18 protein-coding genes are annotated in these 19,710 nt (G+C 41.0%); 13 read left to right on the top strand and 5 right to left on the bottom strand.

The window, feature by feature from the left end:
- The first annotated feature begins 88 nt into the window (after positions 1–88).
- The 12 genes from C825_RS25150 (at position 89) to metK (ending at position 9,305) form a co-directional block, all read left to right on the top strand.
- Positions 89–1,357, top strand: coding sequence for a hypothetical protein (locus C825_RS25150; protein ID WP_010800584.1), 1,269 nt, complete (start codon positions 89–91; stop codon positions 1,355–1,357).
- Between the two features lie 6 nt (positions 1,358–1,363).
- The gene (locus C825_RS25145) at positions 1,364–1,858 is read left to right on the top strand and encodes a hypothetical protein (protein ID WP_010800583.1); all 495 of its coding nucleotides are present in this window, start codon (positions 1,364–1,366) and stop codon (positions 1,856–1,858) included.
- Between the two features lie 105 nt (positions 1,859–1,963).
- A complete protein-coding gene (locus C825_RS25140) occupies positions 1,964–2,416 on the top strand; it encodes a hypothetical protein (protein WP_135033538.1) in 453 nt (150 codons plus the stop codon).
- 55 nt (positions 2,417–2,471) lie between these two features.
- On the top strand, positions 2,472–2,987 hold the full coding sequence (locus C825_RS25135) for a hypothetical protein (RefSeq protein WP_010800581.1): 516 nt from the start codon (positions 2,472–2,474) through the stop codon (positions 2,985–2,987).
- A gap of 267 nt (positions 2,988–3,254) precedes the next feature.
- The gene (locus tag C825_RS25130; protein WP_010800580.1) at positions 3,255–4,133 is read left to right on the top strand and encodes a cell division protein FtsX; all 879 of its coding nucleotides are present in this window, start codon (positions 3,255–3,257) and stop codon (positions 4,131–4,133) included.
- A 13-nt stretch (positions 4,134–4,146) separates the two neighbouring features.
- A complete protein-coding gene (locus tag C825_RS25125; RefSeq protein WP_009859623.1) occupies positions 4,147–4,389 on the top strand; it encodes a DUF3098 domain-containing protein in 243 nt (80 codons plus the stop codon).
- Positions 4,386–5,186, top strand: coding sequence for an undecaprenyl-diphosphate phosphatase (locus C825_RS25120; protein WP_009859622.1), 801 nt, complete (start codon positions 4,386–4,388; stop codon positions 5,184–5,186). The genes C825_RS25125 and C825_RS25120 overlap by 4 nt, the downstream gene beginning before the upstream one ends.
- 6 nt (positions 5,187–5,192) lie before the next feature.
- Positions 5,193–5,900, top strand: a complete 708-nt coding sequence (truB, locus tag C825_RS25115) for a tRNA pseudouridine(55) synthase TruB (protein WP_010800579.1) — start codon at positions 5,193–5,195, stop codon at positions 5,898–5,900.
- A 114-nt stretch (positions 5,901–6,014) separates the two neighbouring features.
- The gene (gene queA / locus C825_RS25110) at positions 6,015–7,064 is read left to right on the top strand and encodes a tRNA preQ1(34) S-adenosylmethionine ribosyltransferase-isomerase QueA (RefSeq protein WP_010800578.1); all 1,050 of its coding nucleotides are present in this window, start codon (positions 6,015–6,017) and stop codon (positions 7,062–7,064) included.
- 10 nt (positions 7,065–7,074) lie between these two features.
- Positions 7,075–7,524, top strand: coding sequence for a 2-amino-4-hydroxy-6-hydroxymethyldihydropteridine diphosphokinase (folK, locus tag C825_RS25105; protein ID WP_010800577.1), 450 nt, complete (start codon positions 7,075–7,077; stop codon positions 7,522–7,524).
- A 55-nt stretch (positions 7,525–7,579) separates the two neighbouring features.
- Positions 7,580–7,771: a hypothetical protein gene (locus C825_RS25100; protein ID WP_009859618.1), complete on the top strand. Its 192-nt coding sequence runs from the start codon at positions 7,580–7,582 to the stop codon at positions 7,769–7,771.
- Between the two features lie 247 nt (positions 7,772–8,018).
- The gene (gene metK, locus C825_RS25095) at positions 8,019–9,305 is read left to right on the top strand and encodes a methionine adenosyltransferase (RefSeq protein WP_009859617.1); all 1,287 of its coding nucleotides are present in this window, start codon (positions 8,019–8,021) and stop codon (positions 9,303–9,305) included.
- 299 nt (positions 9,306–9,604) lie between these two features.
- Here the strand turns inward: metK and C825_RS25090 are convergent, their stop codons facing one another.
- Genes C825_RS25090 through C825_RS25080 form a run of 3 tightly spaced genes read right to left on the bottom strand, consistent with a single transcriptional unit; the run spans position 9,605 to position 14,608 of the window.
- Positions 9,605–11,455 carry a RagB/SusD family nutrient uptake outer membrane protein gene (locus C825_RS25090; protein ID WP_010800576.1) on the bottom strand — a complete coding sequence of 617 codons (1,851 nt, stop codon included), beginning with the start codon at positions 11,453–11,455 and terminating at the stop codon, positions 9,605–9,607.
- 13 nt (positions 11,456–11,468) lie between these two features.
- Positions 11,469–13,685 carry a SusC/RagA family TonB-linked outer membrane protein gene (locus C825_RS25085; protein ID WP_250690634.1) on the bottom strand — a complete coding sequence of 739 codons (2,217 nt, stop codon included), beginning with the start codon at positions 13,683–13,685 and terminating at the stop codon, positions 11,469–11,471.
- Positions 13,673–14,608 (bottom strand): carboxypeptidase-like regulatory domain-containing protein, encoded by a 936-nt coding sequence (locus C825_RS25080; RefSeq protein WP_250690620.1) that lies wholly within the window; start codon positions 14,606–14,608, stop codon positions 13,673–13,675. Before C825_RS25080 ends, C825_RS25085 begins: the two co-directional genes overlap by 13 nt.
- Before the next feature lie 504 nt (positions 14,609–15,112).
- On the opposite strand from C825_RS25080, the gene C825_RS25075 reads away from it, so the two are divergent.
- Complete coding sequence (locus C825_RS25075) at positions 15,113–18,025, top strand: M16 family metallopeptidase (protein WP_010800574.1); 2,913 nt, start codon at positions 15,113–15,115, stop codon at positions 18,023–18,025.
- A 91-nt stretch (positions 18,026–18,116) separates the two neighbouring features.
- Here C825_RS25075 and C825_RS25070 read toward each other — a convergent pair whose 3' ends face one another.
- Both C825_RS25070 and C825_RS25065 read right to left on the bottom strand, forming a co-directional pair.
- Positions 18,117–18,890 (bottom strand): ABC transporter ATP-binding protein, encoded by a 774-nt coding sequence (locus C825_RS25070; protein WP_010800573.1) that lies wholly within the window; start codon positions 18,888–18,890, stop codon positions 18,117–18,119.
- A gap of 3 nt (positions 18,891–18,893) precedes the next feature.
- Positions 18,894–19,640, bottom strand: a complete 747-nt coding sequence (locus C825_RS25065) for an MlaE family ABC transporter permease (RefSeq protein WP_044215279.1) — start codon at positions 19,638–19,640, stop codon at positions 18,894–18,896.
- Positions 19,641–19,710: the final 70 nt, after the last annotated feature.

Genomic DNA, 19,710 nt, shown 5'->3' with positions numbered 1-19,710 from the left:
CCAAAACGATCAATCTTCTCAACAGACCCGGCGGAGGTCGTTTCTGAATGCTCGGAATATATAATTTCCTAACCTTAAGAAATATAGTATGAAACAAACACAATTATATTACGCATTAATGTTGTTCTTTCTGGTGTTATGCTCTTGCGAAGACGATATTCCACTTTTCCCGGAGGAGAATGAGTTTATGTCCTTATCGACAAAATCTTCGATTACGCTAGACGAGAATATATTACAAATCCAGGCTACTGTGCAAAAAGTGGATAGTGCCATTCCTTTTTTCAATCGGTTTAAGGAGTTGTATGGTAATCCATTATGGCAGTATGCTATTCCAATGGGGGAAGAAGACGAGAGGGATATCTCTTTCTTTGTCCCGATATATAAGGATAATACGAAAAGGATCATCAATACTATCTGGTTTTTCGATTTGGTAGGAGATACTCTTCGTTACAAAACAATCACCCGCGATAATGACTCTATTTGCTATTATCAGCAAGATTTTGTATTTGATGAGTTAAGTTGTAATATATTCGGGGATGAATCTACGGCAAAGATAAAATTTGAGGCATCTCCTCAGACCCGTAGTTGGGTGAAAGAGTATTACGATTGCCATTATGGAATTATTCAATGGGGAGAAGTCGAGGTGCATAAAGAGTTGTATTGTAAGGAACGATTCGTATGGAAACAGGAAACAGTCACAGGTGTTACTGATAACAACCCGATTATCGGCGGTGAAACACCAATAGGTGGCGGTGGAGGTACACCTTCCCCTTCCCCGGATGAAGAGAAAAAACTGACATCAAATAATCTGATGACATCGGTCGCAGAAATAAAGAAGATGATGAAAGAGTTGGGATGTGATATTGATGATGTAACAATAGAATTGGGAATAGAGTGTGGTTCCAATGCACGAGTTAGTGTGGATGAAAAAAACGGGGCAAAAACGATAGAAATATGTAACAAATTTTTCGATTATGAATATAAAGATCAGATTTCTATCCTCTACCATGAAGCTTATCATTGTACTCATGATAGACCTTGGTCTAATAAGGAACGAATGTCTTTAGATCCTCCTCTTATAATTGAAATACCAGAGGTACACATGAATTATTTGAGAGATTATGTATACGATCTTATCCTTCCTAATGAAAAGCAAGGATATATTGATTCTTGGGATAAAAAAATAGAATATTTAAATTGTCCAGAATATTATGAAAATGAAATAAATGCTTATAAATCAGAGAGAATTACTATGCCGAATGTTTCGGCTAAATATAATCAGGAAAGAGAATATATGTTTTGGAAGAATAGTATTCTTGGAAATAAATCATCAACAATGTATAATCATCAAAAATAAAGTAATATGAAAAAGAAATTTATACATACTTTACTGTTTATACTAGCAGTATTATTTATGATACATACGGCTACCCTTTATGCACAAGTGTCTGTCGTGAGAAAAGAAAAAGGTTTTGAAGTGAAAGACTCGTTAATAGTAAATCAATCCTTTGACCGAGAAAGGAAGGTTCTGACTCTCGAAATCAAAAATGGATTTGATAATAAAGTAATGCTTAGTAATCCTCATACATCTCTGCCTTTTTTATTGAATTATATTACAGAGGAAGGAAAAAAAGAATCCTTCCCACACCCTTTAGGCTTATCTGATACAGCACGTGTTATTTGGTTAAAGTCAGATAGTTCTTGGGTTGTTAATTATAAATGGGATCATTATTTGAAGTCAAATACAAAACAAATATCTCTTTGGGGAAAATTAGTTTATTCTGTATTTGACGAAAATGATCACTCACAAGGCATTTTTCTTCAATATATAGAAGAAAAGTATTTTGATTATCGGTAAATGAACGTTATTAGTTTTTTCAATTCTCATTATTCTCATATTTTATATTTACATTTTTTTGGTTTTAGTGAAATGAAAAGAAAACTTATATGTACAATATTTATTATGGTAGCAGGTTTGTTTTGGCTACATATAGTTAATGCACAAGATACTATAGTAATGGGAAATAAAGATCTAGAGATAAAAGGTTCTTTAACGGTGAATCAGTTCTTCGATAAAAAAAATAAGCTTTTGACTCTCGAAATCAAAAATGAGTTTAATTATAAGATAATGCTTAGTAATCCATATTCTTCACCTCTTTTTTTGTTGAATTATATTACAGAAGAAGGAAAAGAAGAAACCTATCCATATTCTTTAGGCTTATCTGATACAGCACGTTTTGTTTGGGTAAATCCTGACAGTAGTTTGATTATAAATTATTATTGTGAAAAATACCTAAAACCAACAACTAGGCAGATATACCTTTGGGGCAGATTTCTTTATGCCATAGAAGATAAACAAGGTAAGATATTGGTTGTTTATGCTCATGTAATCGATGAAAAAAGGTTTGATTATTAGTGTTGCATAATAAATTTACGTCATCCATTATGTACAATTTTAAAAACATATAAATATGAAGAGACTTAATCTTATATTAATTTGTTTGATCGGAATATGTAGTATGAATGCTCAGAATATTCCTGATTTGAGATATTTTGAGGTATCTAAGAAGTTTGAAAAACGTATTGTTCTACGCGTTCCGTCTTTTCCAAAACCGGAAGGTAATTCCGGAAGTTTTCGTAGCACACCTGAATCTGACATTCATGGGTTGTTTGGCAAGAAAATGCATTTAATGCTGGAATCTTATTTCACGGATCGGGATTGGAGTGATAAAAGAGATTGGTTAAAGAAATATGGACCATCTTATTCAATTTATTTCGATAAGAACATGAAGATATTTGCGTATAGCATTATGTTAAAGCCGGAGGTATTTACGCAAATGTCTGAAGAGTATCTTAAAGGTTTTGGGGAGGAATTGATGAAAATGGATCTTCGCCCTTATTTTGAAATAGAGGAAAAAGATAAGGAGACTTTTACCTGGGGAGCAGTGCATGTCTGGGTTGCTATACGATACAGGGAAAGAAAGTGACATACATTTTTATAAACACACTGATAAGGGAATGGTCAGATGTGAATCTCGCCATTTCCCGTTTTTTCAAGTTTCTATATGCTTTTAATCGGTAGGTTTGCATGCCTAGAATCATTTGGAATTCTTTTGGTAATTGTCTTTAATTGGTTAAATAATTATAAACCAGAGGCTGTTCCATAAATTCTTTTTTTCTTTGCAGAAAAATTGGGAGGTATGCACCCTGTGCGTATCTCCCCAATTTATTGAATAATAATAAGGTTACGTCTGATGGCTGAAAATAATAAGGTTAACTCGGTTTCTTTCTTTAATTCTCGTCTTACTTCCATCATAAGTATCGCCCTGGTGCTTTTCCTGCTCGGGTTGATTTTGTTGATGGGGTTGCTTGGAAACCAGTTGTCGGTTTATGTCAGGGAAAATATATCATTTTCTATTGTATTGAAAGACAATCAGAAAGAAGCTGATATCAAGAGGATGCAGAAGAGCCTGGACGCGCTTCCTTTTATCAAATCTACCGAATATATATCGAAAGAACAGGCAGCGAAGGAACTGGAAGAAGAATTGGGTGAGAATCCGGAAACTTTCCTCGGCTTTAATCCGTTGCAGGCATCTATCGAAGTGAAGCTGCATTCCGAATATGCAAACCCGGACAGCCTGCAGCATATCGAAAAGAAAATCAAAACATATACCTCTGTATCCGACCTGCTTTACCGGAAGGATATGATGCAGATGGTGAACGATAATATGAAACGCTTGAGCATTATCCTGCTCACATTGGCTGTTATGCTGATGGCTATATCGTTTGTCCTGATCAGCAATACGATCCGTTTGCTGATTTATTCCAAACGTTTTTTGATCCATACAATGAAATTGGTGGGAGCTACTTCCGGGTTTATCCGGCGCCCTTTTGTGCGCTATAATGTGGTAAGCGGTATTTTTGCATCCATCCTGGCAATATTAATGCTGACCGGTTCGTTATATTATTTACAACACGAATTGGACGGTTTTATCCAGCTATTGGATGTGAAGGCTTTACTGGTTGTATATGCGGCGGTGTTCCTGCTGGGAATCCTGTTGTCGGTAACGGCTACCGTATTTGCTGTAAACAAGTACCTCCGTATGGGTGTTGATAAGTTGTATTATATATAATAAACAAAGAGAGATGGCTAAGAGAGATTTTGCTTTCGGAAAAGAAAATTTTATTCTGATCGCGGTTGCAGTGGCGGTGATCATTGTGGGTTTTATGTTGATGAGTGGCGGCGGTTCTGGTGATACGACCAGTTTTAACCCGGAGATATTCAGTACACGTCGTATCGTTGTTGCTCCGGTAGTAACTGTGATCGGGTTCGGCCTGATGATTGTAGGAATCCTGAAAAACAGCAAAGGTAAAGAAATCGCAGAATGAGTTGGTTGGAAGCCTTGGTGCTGGGGATTGTACAGGGACTGACGGAGTATCTTCCCGTAAGCAGCAGCGGACATCTGGCTATCGGATCGGCGCTGTTCGGAATTGAAGGAGAAGAGAATCTGGCATTTACAATCGTAGTCCATGTGGCTACGGTATTTAGTACATTAGTTATACTCTGGAAAGAGATCGAATGGATATTCCGTGGTTTGTTTAAGTTTCAGATGAACAGTGAGACACGTTATGCGATCAATATCCTGATCTCCATGATACCGATCGGTATTGTCGGAGTGTTTTTCAAAGATACGGTCGAATCTATTTTCGGATCGGGTTTGCTGATAGTCGGTTGCATGTTGTTGGTGACAGCGGCGTTGCTGGCCTTTTCTTATTATGCAAAACCCCGGCAGAAAGAAAGTATTTCGATGAAAGATGCTTTTATTATCGGCTTGTCTCAGGCTTGTGCCGTCTTGCCCGGACTTTCACGTTCCGGAACAACGATTGCCACAGGTTTGTTACTGGGTAATAATAAGGCGAAACTGGCTCAGTTCTCCTTCCTGATGGTGATTCCTCCGATTTTGGGAGAAGCCCTGCTGGATGTATTGAAGCTGGTAAAAGGTGAAGATATCGCCGGGGATATCCCGACGCTTTCGCTGGTTGTCGGTTTTGTAGCGGCTTTCCTGTCCGGTTGTCTGGCTTGTAAGTGGATGATCAATATCGTGAAGAAAGGAAAGTTGATCTACTTTGCTATTTATTGTGCAATAGCCGGTCTGGTTACTATTGCATGCACATTGATGAAGTAAATTAGAATGGATTTTATTGCAGGAGAGGTATTATATTTTAACAAGCCGCTGACGTGGACTTCGTTCGATCTGGTGAACAAGTTCCGCTATAAATTATCGCGGAAGCTGAAAGTAAAAAAAATAAAAGTCGGACATGCCGGAACACTTGATCCGCTGGCTACCGGAGTGATGATCGTTTGTACCGGCAGGGCAACCAAAAGGATCGACGAATTCCAGTATCAGACGAAAGAATATGTCGCTACCCTGAAGCTGGGAGAAACGACCCCTTCTTTTGACCTGGAAAAGGAGATAGACGCCGTATATCCGACGGAACATATAACCCGGGAGAGGGTGGAAGAGGTACTGAATTCGTTTGTAGGAACGATACAGCAGATTCCGCCGGTCTTTTCGGCCTGCAAAGTGGATGGGAAACGTGCCTATGAACTGGCGCGTAAAGGTGAAGAAGTGGAGTTGAAGTCGAAGACACTGGTGATCGATGAGATGGAGTTGCTGGAATGCAACCTGCCGGTCATTAAGATCCGTGTGGTGTGTAGTAAAGGTACTTATATCCGTGCTTTGGCGCGCGATATCGGTGTAGCCCTGAATTCGGGTGCCCATCTGATCGGATTGGAACGTACCCGGATCGGAGATATAACATTGGATAAGTGCATGAATCCGGAAGATATCGATGCTTTTCTGGATGAAGCGGTAGAAGAGGCTTGTCCCCGCACTTGATGCGAGGCCGCAAAGGAACAAGCGATATGGTCTGTTCCAATGCGATCCCGTGTCGGGCACGGGAATTAGTCTGATAAATGATAAGAATAAAAAGAAAATAAATAAAGTAACATTATGAAGCTATCTAAATTCAAATTTAACTTGCCGCAGGAACTGATCGCTCTTCATCCCGCAAAGAACAGGGATGAGTCCCGTTTGATGGTTGTACACCGCAACACCGGGGAGATCGAACACAAAGTATTTAAAGACCTGTTGGAATATTTTGGAGAAAAAGATGTATTTATCTTCAACAACACAAAAGTTTTCCCAGCCCGTTTATATGGTAACAAAGAAAAGACCGGTGCACGTATTGAAGTGTTTTTGTTGCGTGAACTGAACGAAGATCTTCGTCTTTGGGACGTGTTGGTCGATCCGGCCCGTAAGATCCGTATCGGTAATAAACTTTATTTCGGAGAAGACGATTCGATGGTTGCCGAAGTGATTGACAATACAACCTCCCGTGGCCGTACTCTGCGTTTCTTGTATGACGGTAATCATGATGAATTTAAAAAAGCATTGTATGCGTTGGGTGAAACCCCGCTACCTAAATATATCGACCGTCCGGTGGAAGCCGATGATGAAGACCGCTACCAGAACATTTTCGCTACGGAAGAAGGTGCGGTGGTTGCTCCGGCAGCCGGTCTGCATTTCAGCCGCGAATTGATGAAACGTCTGGAGATTAAGGATTGCCGTTTTGCTTTCCTGACCGTTCATTCCGGATTAGGAAACTTCCGTGAAATCGACGTGGAAGATTTGACAAAGCATAAGATGGATTCCGAACAGATGGTCGTGAACGGAGATGTTGTGAGTATTGTGAACGAGGGTAAGGACGACGGTCGTCAGATTTGTGCTGTCGGAACTTCCGTGATGCGTGCGATTGAAACGGCAGTAAGTACCGACGGACATCTGAAAGAATTCGAAGGATGGACCAATAAGTTCATTTTCCCTCCTTACGATTTCAGTGTGGCTACCAGCATGATCACCAACTTCCATATGCCGCTGTCGACTCTTCTGATGATGACTGCTTCATTCGGAGGATACGATCTGATTATGGATGCCTATGAGGTAGCCCTGAAAGAAGGATACCGTTTCGGTGCCTATGGTGACGCAATGTTGATTATCTAAGACAAGGTTTATGGCTATCGCATACCTGGCTTTAGGTACGAACATAGGGAATAAAAGACGGAATATGATAACGGCCGCAGCGCTGTTAGCTGAAAGGGTGGGAGACGTTCTCGCCCTTTCCGGTTTTTATGAAACCGAACCCTGGGGGTTTCAGTCCGAAAATACGTTCCTGAATGCAGCTTTACAGCTTGATACATCCCTGTCTCCGCTTGAACTTTTAAAAGCGACCCAGGAGATCGAGATAGAGATGGGGCGTACGCAGAAAAGTAACGGTGCCTATCATGACCGTATCATCGATATCGATATTCTGCTGTATGACAACCTGGTCCTGCAAACTCCGGAGCTGACTTTGCCGCATCCGCTGATGCATGAGCGTCTGTTCGTGATGGAACCTTTGGCCGAAATTGCCCCGAATGTAATTCATCCCGTATTTAAAAAGCCTGTTATATCTCTGTTATAAAAGGCAACATTTTGTAACTTCGCACTGTTTTCACATAAATATAAAAGATAAAGCAATGAACGATATAGAAAAAATCCTGACCGGTGGAGGAATGGTTTTCAAGAAAAAAGCCAGCGACGAAAATACCGGCGACAAGAAAATCAAATATTCTGACTTTCTGAGAGGTACCCATAAATCAGGCTCTGCCAAAATGAAAGCCGAGTATAAGTATAAGAAAGCACTTCGGAATACCAAAAAGAAAAAATAATTTTCAATTTTCAATTTTGAATTGTCAATTATTCTTATCTTTGCATCCGAATTGATGTGGATAGATTTGTATTGCTTGCAACCACAGGAAAAAATGCTAAAAACAAGATACTTTTCTTAGCCGTTCGGCATATATGGTCCTTCCGTTATCAATTCATTATTAATTAATAACCCGTTGTTAATTGAACATCGTTCTTTAGTCCCTACTAATTTTCAATTTTCAATTTTCAATTTTCAATTAAAAAGTAATGAGTTATTTATTCACCTCCGAATCGGTGTCCGAAGGGCACCCCGATAAAGTAGCCGATCAGATATCGGATGCTTTGCTGGATGAGTTTCTTGCGTATGACAAGAGCTCGAAAGTTGCTTGCGAAACCCTTGTTACAACCGGACAGGTTGTCTTGGCTGGAGAAGTTAAATCAAGTGCTTATGTAGATGTGCAGGATGTTGCACGCAGCGTGATCGAAAAAATTGGTTACACCAAGAGTGAATACCAGTTTGAAGCAAAATCATGTGGCGTATTCTCTTCTATCCATGAACAGAGTGGCGATATCAATCGTGGTGTGGAACGCGAAGACCCTTATAACCAGGGTGCCGGCGACCAGGGTATGATGTTCGGTTATGCTACCAATGAAACAGAGAATTATATGCCTCTGGCTCTCGATCTCTCACACAGCCTGTTATGGGAACTGGCTAAGATCCGCAAGAACGAAAACGACCTGATGCCTTATCTCCGTCCGGATGCAAAGAGCCAGGTCACTATTGAATATGATGACAACGGCAAGCCGTTGCGCATCGATACGATCGTTGTATCGACTCAGCATGACGAGTTTATCGGTCCGAAAGGCATTAGCCAGGAAGAAGCCGATATCGCTATGCAGAAGAAGATTGCAGCCGATGTAAAGAGTATCCTGGTACCGCGCGTAAAAGCCCAGTATCCGGCTCATGTACAGGCTTTGTTCAATGATGATATCATTTACCATGTGAATCCGACCGGCAAGTTCGTGATCGGTGGCCCTCATGGTGATACCGGATTGACCGGACGTAAGATCATTGTGGATACATACGGTGGAAAAGGTGCTCACGGTGGTGGAGCATTCTCCGGTAAAGACCCTTCGAAGGTTGACCGTTCTGCCGCTTATGCTGCCCGTCATATCGCCAAAAACCTGGTGGCTGCCGGTGTGGCTGATGAAATGCTGGTACAGGTATCTTATGCAATCGGTGTCGCCAAACCGATGAACATCTTCGTGAATACCTTCGGCCGTGCAAATGTAAAAATGACAGACGGCGAAATCGCTGAAAAGATCTGGGATCTTTTCGATATGCGCCCGAAAGCCATTGAAGAACGCCTGAAACTGCGTAACCCGATCTATCTGGAAACAGCCTCTTACGGTCATATGGGACGTAAGCCGGAAACGGTTACCAAAACGTTTATATCCCGCTATAACCCACAGCCGACAGTCTGCGAAGTAGAGTTGTTTACCTGGGAAAAGTTGGATTATGTAGATAAAGTGAAAGAAGCATTCGGAATTTAATAACTAACTTATAAGTTCTGGAGTAGACTCCTGTTCTGAAATATCTCGGAGCGGGAGTTTTTTTATATTTGCTTTCATCTTTCATTGGTTATATTGTGCTGTAATACAGTGGATTATTGTGAGGGAAGAGTGAGGGTTTACCGTCTCGCAAAACTGTGTTTTGTGTCGGCTAAAATGGCACTTGACCGAAAAAAAGCCCCGGCCCGTTTTCTTTCGGCCGGGAACTGTTTTTGGTGCGGTTACCCTGGTTGTGTCACTAAGACCAACTCTTTTTCTACTATATTTTTATTGGATTGAATTTACCATCCTGGGTTTTGAACCAAGTTGTGATTGACGGTAATATCGACATTGTTAATCGGATGTAAATGTTGTTTGCGGGTAAATACAAACGGGCGTCCGATTAATCGGGTATCTTTATAAAATTCTTCGTTTGTTTTGCCTACAGAAACAAGACCTCTCATACCTTCTGCATCAGGAGCAAAAAACTCTTCAGCTTTTTTCCAACGTTTCAAATCATATAACCAGTGACCTTCGAAGATAAACTCGATCATCTTTTCTCTATGGATGGCATTTATCAATTTATTTCCGCTCAGGTTACCGAAAGCTGTTTGGAAATCAGGTATGCCGGCTTTACGGCGGATTGCATTGATATATCCTAAAGCTTTATTGTCAAGACTACCTGTATATTCTGCGCATGCTTCGGCATAGTTGATATAAAGTTCTCCCAAACGGATGATCGGGAAAGGATATATTTCGATGCTGAATGTGGTGTTGGTTACTTTAGCTGCCGGATGAACTCCTTTTTTTACGGCATATCCGGTATATAAGTGGTCTGTATTCAAATCCATACATCCGTTTTTCTCTCCGAATTTCATATATAGGGTGACTGTCTCTTCATTGATTTCATAGTCGCCACGGTCATAGCCGACACATGCATAGAAACGCGGTTCACGATTTCTATGTAACTTGATGGTGGAATCTCCTTCTGCTATTGTAAAACGATTCTCCCAGTCAAAAGTAGGATCTTCTTCTGCCGGTATGCCATTTTTTGAATAAAACATTTCAACAGCCGTCAATGTCGGACCGATACCACCAAACGGTGGAGTCGCTCTGTTTCTAAATCCATTTTGAATAACGGAAGTTTGGTAGTTGTTCCCGTTGCCAGCTGTTTCTTTAGTTCCGGTATATCCCCAAATTAATTCTTTATTCCATTTGTCAATCATTGTATAGCGTGTATTGGCTACCGCTTGTTCAAAATCATTCAATGGTTTGTCACTTTTGTACTCATAAAGGGCATAACCGGCACTTTCGGCCATATCGATTGCTTTTTGAGTTTCATCCATCGCTTTTTTCCATTTTTCTTTGTCATAAGCCTGGCTGATAAGTAATTCACCATCTTTATTTTTGAAAGTAGAGTAATATTCGCTATTACCGTTAAACAGTGGACTGGCAGCGAATAGATACATGCGTGATTTTAATGCTTGAGCAGCCACTTTCGTTGCTCGTCCGTAATCGGCAGAACCGACTGTTGTTGGCAAGTCTTGGATGGCTTCATCAAACATGGCGGCAATTTCTTGTACGCATGTATCATAAGGACTACGTTTCAGGAAGATGTTGTCTCCGCTTCCTGTCAGTGGAATCTCTTCTTTAACGATACATACAGGTCCATAGTTTTGTAATAATAAATAGTGATAATAGGCAATCAGGAATTTAACTTCGGCTTTCCATACTTTCTTTTTAGCCTCAAACTCACTCTGAGGTAATGTGATTGGAGTTACAACATCAATGTTGTTTAAGAATGTATAGCATTGTCGGATTCCTTGGTATGTGTTTCTCCAAATATCGATTACCGGATTTGTTGAACTATATAATCCTTGTTGTATTTGTAAGTTTGGAAACCATTGTGTGCCCCAATGGTAAGAACAAGCGAACTCATTGGATACCATCCATGAATAGTTTCCGGTTCGGTAATCCATATAATTGGGAATATAACCGTAACAGCTATAGACGAAGTTTTCTGCTGTATTTTCATTTTTAAAAGCATCAGCCAGCGTTGCTGTATCATCCGGTACGACATCCAGATAGCTACATCCGGATAAACCGGCTATCGACATTAACGCAGTGAAAATATTCAATATGTATTTTTTCATTTTATCTTAGGTATTAAAAATTCATTTGTAAACCAACTGTTCCTACACGCAGGTTCGGATATCTCAGACCATTACCCATGTGTTCGGATGACTGGCCTCCTAATTCGGGATCCCAGTGTTTAAATGGAGAGAACGTGAGTAAGTTTTCTCCGGAGACGAATACACGCAGGAACTTGTAAGTATATCCGACTTCTGCACTCTTCAGACGCAAGAAAGCTCCGTTTCGTAACCAATAGGTCGAACTTTCGAAGTTATTATGGCTATTGATATTCGTAATGAGGCGTGGATATGCTGCATCCGGATTTTCCGGAGTCCAATGGTCGTCTGCGATGAATTTGAATAAGGACGACTGATCTGAGTTAAACGGATGGATACCGCTCATCAGCATACTTGTGTTTGCTACACCTTGGAAGAATACGGAGAAATCCCACCCCTTGTATTGAACGGAGCCTCCAAATCCATAAACGATTTCCGGTACGGTAGGTTTACCGATAATCTGCCTGTCGTTGCCGTCGATTTTGTTATCGCCATTCAAATCTTTGTATTTGATATCGCCGACTGTATACGGAGAGAATGTTTGCTCCGGACTATTGGCAATGTCTTCTTCATCTTTGAAAAGGCCGATTGCAACCAATCCTGTGTAGCAATTTAACGGTTTCCCGATTTCTGAGCGGTACTGTTCATTTTCCGGATAGGTCGGTTCATCTCTATCCAGTAATTTGTTTGTTGCATACGTGAAATTGGCCTTTGCGCTAACTATCAGGTCTTTGTTGATGGCTTTGTTGAAGTCGATCGAAAAGTCAACACCTTTGTTTTTTACTTTACCTAAATTGGCATAGGGATTCAAACTGCCGATTACGCCTGATTCTGCCGGGATGATACGACGTTGCATGAAAATATCGCTACGTTTCTCCTGAAAATAATCGGCTGTAATATTCAAAGAATTGAATAGGTTCATGTCGAATCCGACATTTGTTTTCACGCCTTTTTCCCATTGTGCACCTTCAGCTCCATATTTTGTGATGACGGCACCACTAGCAGATGTTTGCCAGTTATTACCGAACGTATATCCTTTGCCGGATAGGTTTACGAAAGTAAGATACGGGAAACGTGGGTCTGTAAATGAATTACCTACCAAACCGATAGAACCTCTTATCTTCAAATTGGAGAAAGCGTTCGTAAACGGTTCGAAGAACTTTTCATTGGAAATATTGTAACCGACAGCTACGGAAGGGAAGAAACCGAAGCGGTGTCCGTCTTGGAAGTTTTCACTTCCGTTGTAACCGAAATTTGCTTCAATCATGTAACGATTGTCATAAGCATACGTGACACGTCCGGCAATACCTTGATTGCGAGTCGCCAACGCGGCATAATAATCTCCCGGAGCATTTGAGTTATAATCTCGTTGCAAATAAACGAACATGGCTCCTACATCATGCAGGTCATTAAAATTACGAGCATAGTCAAAGGATGCTTGTATGTTCAGATAACGATCCCCACCATTACTAGTGCCTGTGTTTAAAGCTGTTGTCCCTTTGGTTAACGAACGGTATGTATAGGGTTCTTCACCTGTTGTTCCGGTTCCGTCGACTGCATAATAATAAGGGGTAAAGCTACGTGTAACAGTTGTTGTCGACCAGTTCTTGTAAGAGACCAGTCCTTTGAACCGTAGACCTGGAGTAATGAATTTCAAATCCTGATCGATTTCAAAGCTGGTTGTTACAGTTGATTCATCCTTGTTGGAATATCCGGATACCATCTCGGCGTATGGGTTTCTGTAGATATTGGCTCCTGATACCGGATTCGGACCTCCGTCCATGTTACCGAACAAAATATGATCTTCTCCTTTCAGTCCGGGAATAGAGGGGGCAAATAAGACCGGTGGTGCGTAGAAAATGGCACTGTAAATATCTGTTGTCTTGGTGGCAGTTCCCGAATAGCTCAATATCTGTGAGTTGATACGCAAAGATACTTTCGTTGTATTGGTTAGTTGTGCTCCGATATTACCGTTGAAAGATATTCTGAACTGGTTGATATTGTTATCAAACTTATTCAGCGGGTCACTTTTCAGCATACCATTATCATTATTCAGGCTTGCACTCAAAAAGTAGGTTACTTTTTTCATACCGCCGCTTACATTCAGGTTAGCGCTTTGAGTGGTAGACAATCCTTTGAACAGATAATCTTGCCAGTCAACATTCGGATATACATATGGATCTAACCCTTGTATGGTGGCATCGATCTTTTCCTGACTGAAGCGGGGGTAGCTTCCGGCGTGCGTGTCGACTGTGCGAAGTTATACACATTCATATAATCTACACCGTCTGCCAATTTGATCACTTCAGTGGGTGATGTAAATGAATTTTGTACACGAATGTTTATCTTGGCTCGTTCGTTTTCACGGCCGCTTCGGGTTGTAACCAACATGACTCCGTTTGCACCACGTGCACCATACAAAGCGGTGGCTGTTGCATCTTTCAAAACAGAGAAATTTTCTATTACTTCCGAAGAAAGGGCATTCAAATCGCCTGTAGATGCTTCGACTCCATCGATAAAAATCAGAGGAGAGGTCGGACCTGCAAACGTCGATACGCCTCGAATCCAGAAATTAGCACCGTCGGCACCCGGTTCACCGCTTCTTTGTACGGCAACCACACCGGCGATACGCCCGGCAAACGAGTTACTTAATGATGAGGAAGGAACTTTCAATGTTTCCGGTTTGACTGTTTGGATAGAACCTACTACACTAGCCTTTTTTTGTGTACCGAAACCTACAACTACAACCTCATCCAATGTCTCAGCATCTTCTTCTAATACGATGATCAATCCTTTTTCTTCCGCTCTGACTGCCTTTTCCACCGTTTTAAAGCCCATGAACGAAAATTGGATAGTGGATGGTGATTCACTGATATTGATACTGAAATTGCCGTCCATATCGCTTACGACTCCATTGGTTGTCCCTTTGACGACCACATTTGCACCTGGGATCGGTTCTCCGGTTTTGTCTTTAATGATTCCGGTCACCGTAAACTGTTTTTGTTGTTGGTAAACGGTTGTCTCTGTTGGGAGAGGGGTACTTGCCAACAGAATGTTTCCTCCAAGAGTGAAGGTGCACATTAGTAGAAATGAACTGATGTACCTTGTTCTTTGCATGGTAAATATTATATTTAAGTTATTAATTTGTTTTTTGAGAGATAATGAAATGGCTTTTTTAGTTTATCACCATAGTTCTCTTGGAACTAATGCTTGCTCTTTTATAAGATTTATCTTATTTTCTCATTATAGATCTATTTAATATTCTTGTTTTAAGAAATCTGTCTTCTTTCGCTCAACCAAATGACTATTTTTGAAAAAGAATCGTTTTATTCTCTTTAGATTATGAAATATTCACATAATATGTTTTGAAACATGCCAATAAAATAAGTTCTGAATTAACTGTTTTTTTATATTTGCGTCGTTTTTATGTGAAATAATAGAAAGAAATGTTTTTGTTTCTCATCTTTTCTTTAGTTCCAAGAGAACTATGGTTTTATATCTATTCTTATAGACCCTTTGTTATTCATAAACAGACTGAATCAAAGAAATAATAAGATATTTTATTAATTAGTTGGTTATTTTCTTATATTTGACGCATTAATATTCCTAAATCTAAATCTTATGCGTAAAATTATTTCGTTTCTTTCGCTGGCCGTGATTATATTACTGGCGGCAGCATGTAAGGAGACCTCCCCGTTTAAGTACGAGTCAGTCCCTAATGATCCTATGAAAGCACGTATCTACACGTTGGACAACGGCTTGAAAGTCTATTTGACAGTGAACAAAGAGACACCGCGTATCCAGACTTATATCGCAGTCAAAGTTGGTGGAAAAAACGACCCGGCTGAAACAACCGGGTTAGCGCATTACTTTGAACATCTGATGTTTAAGGGTACACAAAAGTTTGGTACTCAGAATTATGAAATGGAAAAGCCGCTGCTCGATCGAATCGAACAACTGTTTGAAGTTTACCGGAAGACTACCGATGAGGCCGAAAGGAAAGAAATCTATCATCAGATCGACAGTATTTCGTATGAAGCGTCCAAATATGCCATCCCCAATGAGTACGATAAGCTGATGGCTGCTATCGGAGCCAATGGCACCAATGCTTATACGGGATTTGATATGACTGTCTATACAGAAGATATTCCTTCCAATCAGGTCGACAACTGGGCTAAAATCCAGGCGGACCGCTTTGAAAACAATGTAATCCGTGGTTTCCATACGGAACTGGAAACCGTTTATGAAGAAAAGAACATGTCTTTAACCAGCGATGGTCGTAAAGTATATGAGGCCGTTTTGAGCGCTCTTTTCCCGGATCATCCTTATGGAACCCAGACAGTACTGGGTACTCAGGAAAACCTCAAGAATCCTTCGATTACCAATATAAAGAACTATCATAATACCTGGTATGTGCCGAATAATATGGCAATTTGTATGTCGGGCGACTTTGACCCGGATAAAACAATTGAGGTTATCAATAAATATTTCGGTCATCTGCAACCGAACCCGAATTTACCGAAGTTGCCGGTAACCCATGAATCACCCGTCAAGGCTCCGGTTGTGAAAGAGGTATTAGGCGTGGATGCGGAAAATGTGACTTTGGGATGGCGTTTCCCGGGCGCATCGTCTCCGGAAGAAGATTTGCTGAACCTCACCGGCGAAATAGTAAATAACGGCAAAGCCGGTTTGCTGGATGTGGATCTGGTTCAACAGCAGAAAGTACTGAGTTGTTATGCAGGCACTTATGGTATGGCCGATTATAATGCATTTGTAATGAGTGGCCGTCCGAAACAAGGGCAAACGCTGGACGATGTGAAAAATCTTTTCCTTGCAGAGATAGAAAAACTGAAAAAGGGAGATTTCGATGAAGGTTTGCTGGAGGCTGCGATCAATAATTATAAACTGATGCAAATGTATCGCCTGGATAATAACAGCAGCCGGGCAGATATGTTTGTTTCTGCTTTTATAAATGGTGTTGACTGGAAAGACGAGGTAGCTCAGTTGGAGCGTTTAAGTAAAGTGACCAAACAACAGATCGTCGACTTTGCCAATAAGTATTTCGGAGATAATTATGCTTTGATCTACAAAAGAGAGGGCAAGGATCCGAATGAGAAGAAAATCGACAAACCTAAAATTACTCCTATCGTAATGAACCGCGACAGCTCAAGCGTGTTCCTTAAGGAAATACAGGCAGTAGAGGTTGCTCCGATAGAACCTGTATTTCTCGATTATGACAAGGATTTGCAGAAACTGACAGCAAAGTCGGATATTCCTGTTCTTTACAAACAGAATATGACGAACGATGTTTTCTCTCTGATGTATGTCTTTGAGATGGGAACGAACAACGATAAGGCGATGGGTACGGCTTTCGAATATATGAAATATCTCGGTACTTCAAAGAAAAGCCTGAAAGAGATCAATGAAGAATTTTATCGTTTGGCATGCTACTTCAATGTTTTCCCGGGAGCGGATCGCACGTATGTCATGCTGGAAGGCCTGAAGGAAAATATGCCGAAAGCAATGGCTCTCTTTGAGGAGATTCTGGCTGATGCCCAAGTGGACAAGGATACTTACGGTAATCTGGCTGACGATATTCTGAAAAAACGGACGGATGCTAAATTGAACCAGGGACAGAATTTCAATAAACTGATTCAATATGCTATCTGGGGACCGCAATCTCCGGCTACACATGTCCTTTCTACAGCTGAATTACAACAGATGGATCCTCAGGAATTGGTCGACCGTATCCATAAGATAAATACCTATGAACATAAGATACTGTATTACGGGCCTGAAAAACCGCAGGCTTTACTGGATATCGTTAAACAGTATCATAATGTTCCGGAAAAACTTGTTCCTGTTCCGGCCGCAACAGAGTTCAAGCAACAGGAAACACCGAAAAATAAAGTTTTGCTGGCACAATATGATGCCAAACAGATTTATTTCTCAGCCGTATCCAACCGTGGCGAGAAATTCGATTCGTCGATCGAGCCGACATTGAACATGTACAATGAATATTTCGGTGGCGGAATGAATGCGATCGTATTTCAGGAAATGCGTGAAGCCCGCGGACTGGCTTATTCTGCAGGGGCATATCTTATCACTCCTTCGAAATTGAAATATCCGTATGTATACCGTACGTTTATTGCTACACAAAATGATAAAATGATCGACGCAATGAAAGCCTTTGATGATATTATCAACAATATGCCGGAGTCGGAAAAAGCGTTCAATCTGGCAAAAGAAGCTTTGATAACCCGTATGCGTACGGAACGTATCACAAAATCCGGAGTCTTATGGTCGTATCTGAATGCACAGGATTTGGGACTGAATACCGACAGCAGGAAGGAACTGTTTGAAAAAGTACCTTCCATGACCCTTGCCGATATCAAAGCCTTCCAGGAGAAATGGGTGAAAGGACGTACCTATACCTATTGTGTACTGGGAGATGAAAAGGATCTGGATCTGAAGTCTTTGGAACAGTACGGACCGGTAACGAAACTGAGTAAAGAAGAGATATTTGGATATTGAGAATTGAAAATTAGAAATTAAAAAGACGGTTGTTAAATCAAATGAGTATTTAACAACCGTCTTTCTTTTCCTATCGAATAATTTTCAATTCTCAAATTCCATCATCCTGATGCATCTCCACCTCCTTGACTTTCCGGAACAGGTCGGATGCGAAGATGAAGTCGTTGAGGGCTTTGTTGTTGGAGGTGATGACCTGGTCTTTTGTTCCCTGCCATTCTTTAACGCCTTCTTTGATGAAGATGATGTTTTCCCCGATATTCATTACGGAGTTCATGTCATGGGTGTTGATAACCGTGGTCATCTTATATTCCGCTGTAATATCGTGGATCAGGTCGTCTATCAGCAGGGACGTTTTAGGGTCCAGTCCGGAGTTGGGTTCGTCGCAAAAAAGATATTTAGGGTTCAATGCGATCGCACGGGCAATAGCGGCACGTTTCATCATACCACCGCTGATCTCTGACGGATACAGATGTTCCGCTTCCGAAAGATTCACGCGTTCCAGGCAGAACATGGCTCTTTTTTCTCTTTCTTTATAAGAATCATTAGAGAACATATTGAGCGGGAACATCACATTTTCAAGAACCGTCATGCTGTCGAACAAGGCAGACCCCTGGAACAGCATGCCCATTTCCCTGCGAAGCATGTTCAATTCCAGTTTATCCATGGAGGTAAGGTCGCGCCCGTCATACAGGATCTCACCCGAATCCGGTTTCATCAGGCCGATAATATTTTTGATCAGGACCGTTTTTCCGGAACCGCTTCGTCCGATGATCAGATTGGTCTTCCCTGTTTCAAAAACGGCGCTGATATCATTCAGCACTGTGCGGCCTTCAAATGATTTCGTTATGTTTTTTACTTCTATCATTTCTTACGTAAGCATTAAATGGGTCATTATTACGTCTGCCAGCAGGATCATGATACTGCTCATTACAACAGCATTCGTACTCGCTTTACCGACTTCGAGTGCCCCTCCTTTCACATAATAACCGAAATAAGCGGCTATCGATGAGATTATAAAGGCGTAAACGACAGATTTTATAATAGAATACCAGATATAGAATTCATTGAAATAAAATTGCAACCCGTATTCGAAAGAGGCCGGCGTCATACCTGTTCCTGTCGAATGGCTGGCGGCTATACCTCCCATAATTCCTGTAAACATACTGAAAATAACCAGTACCGGAATAAAGATCATCAGTCCGGCAATTTTCGGCATAATCAGGAAGTTTGCCGAATTGACTCCCATAATTTCCATCGCATCGATCTGCTCCGTTACACGCATGGTTCCTATTTCGGAGGCAATGTTGCTACCTACTTTACCAGCAAGGATCAGTGCCATGATGGAGGATGAAAACTCCAGCAGGATAATTTCGCGGGTCGTATACCCGATCGTAAATTTAGGGATCAGCGGTGAACTGATATTCAATGATATCTGGATGGCGATAACCGTACCGATAAATACCGAAATGATAACCACGATCCAGAGAGAGTCGACACCCAGCTTATATATCTCTTTTATCAATTGTTTGAAGAACATGCTCCATCTGTCAGGTATTGATATGGATTTCCCCATCAACATGACATATTCTCCCATTCTATGTAACGCTTTATTCATTATTTTCTTGATTACTTATCTGTTCCAGTCTGCAAATATAACTGAAATATGTCAACTACTGTTCACTGTT

Source organism: Parabacteroides sp. ASF519 (assembly GCF_000364265.2).
GTDB lineage: Bacteria > Bacteroidota > Bacteroidia > Bacteroidales > Tannerellaceae > Parabacteroides > Parabacteroides goldsteinii.
This window is presented reverse-complemented; position numbering and strand designations above follow the sequence as displayed.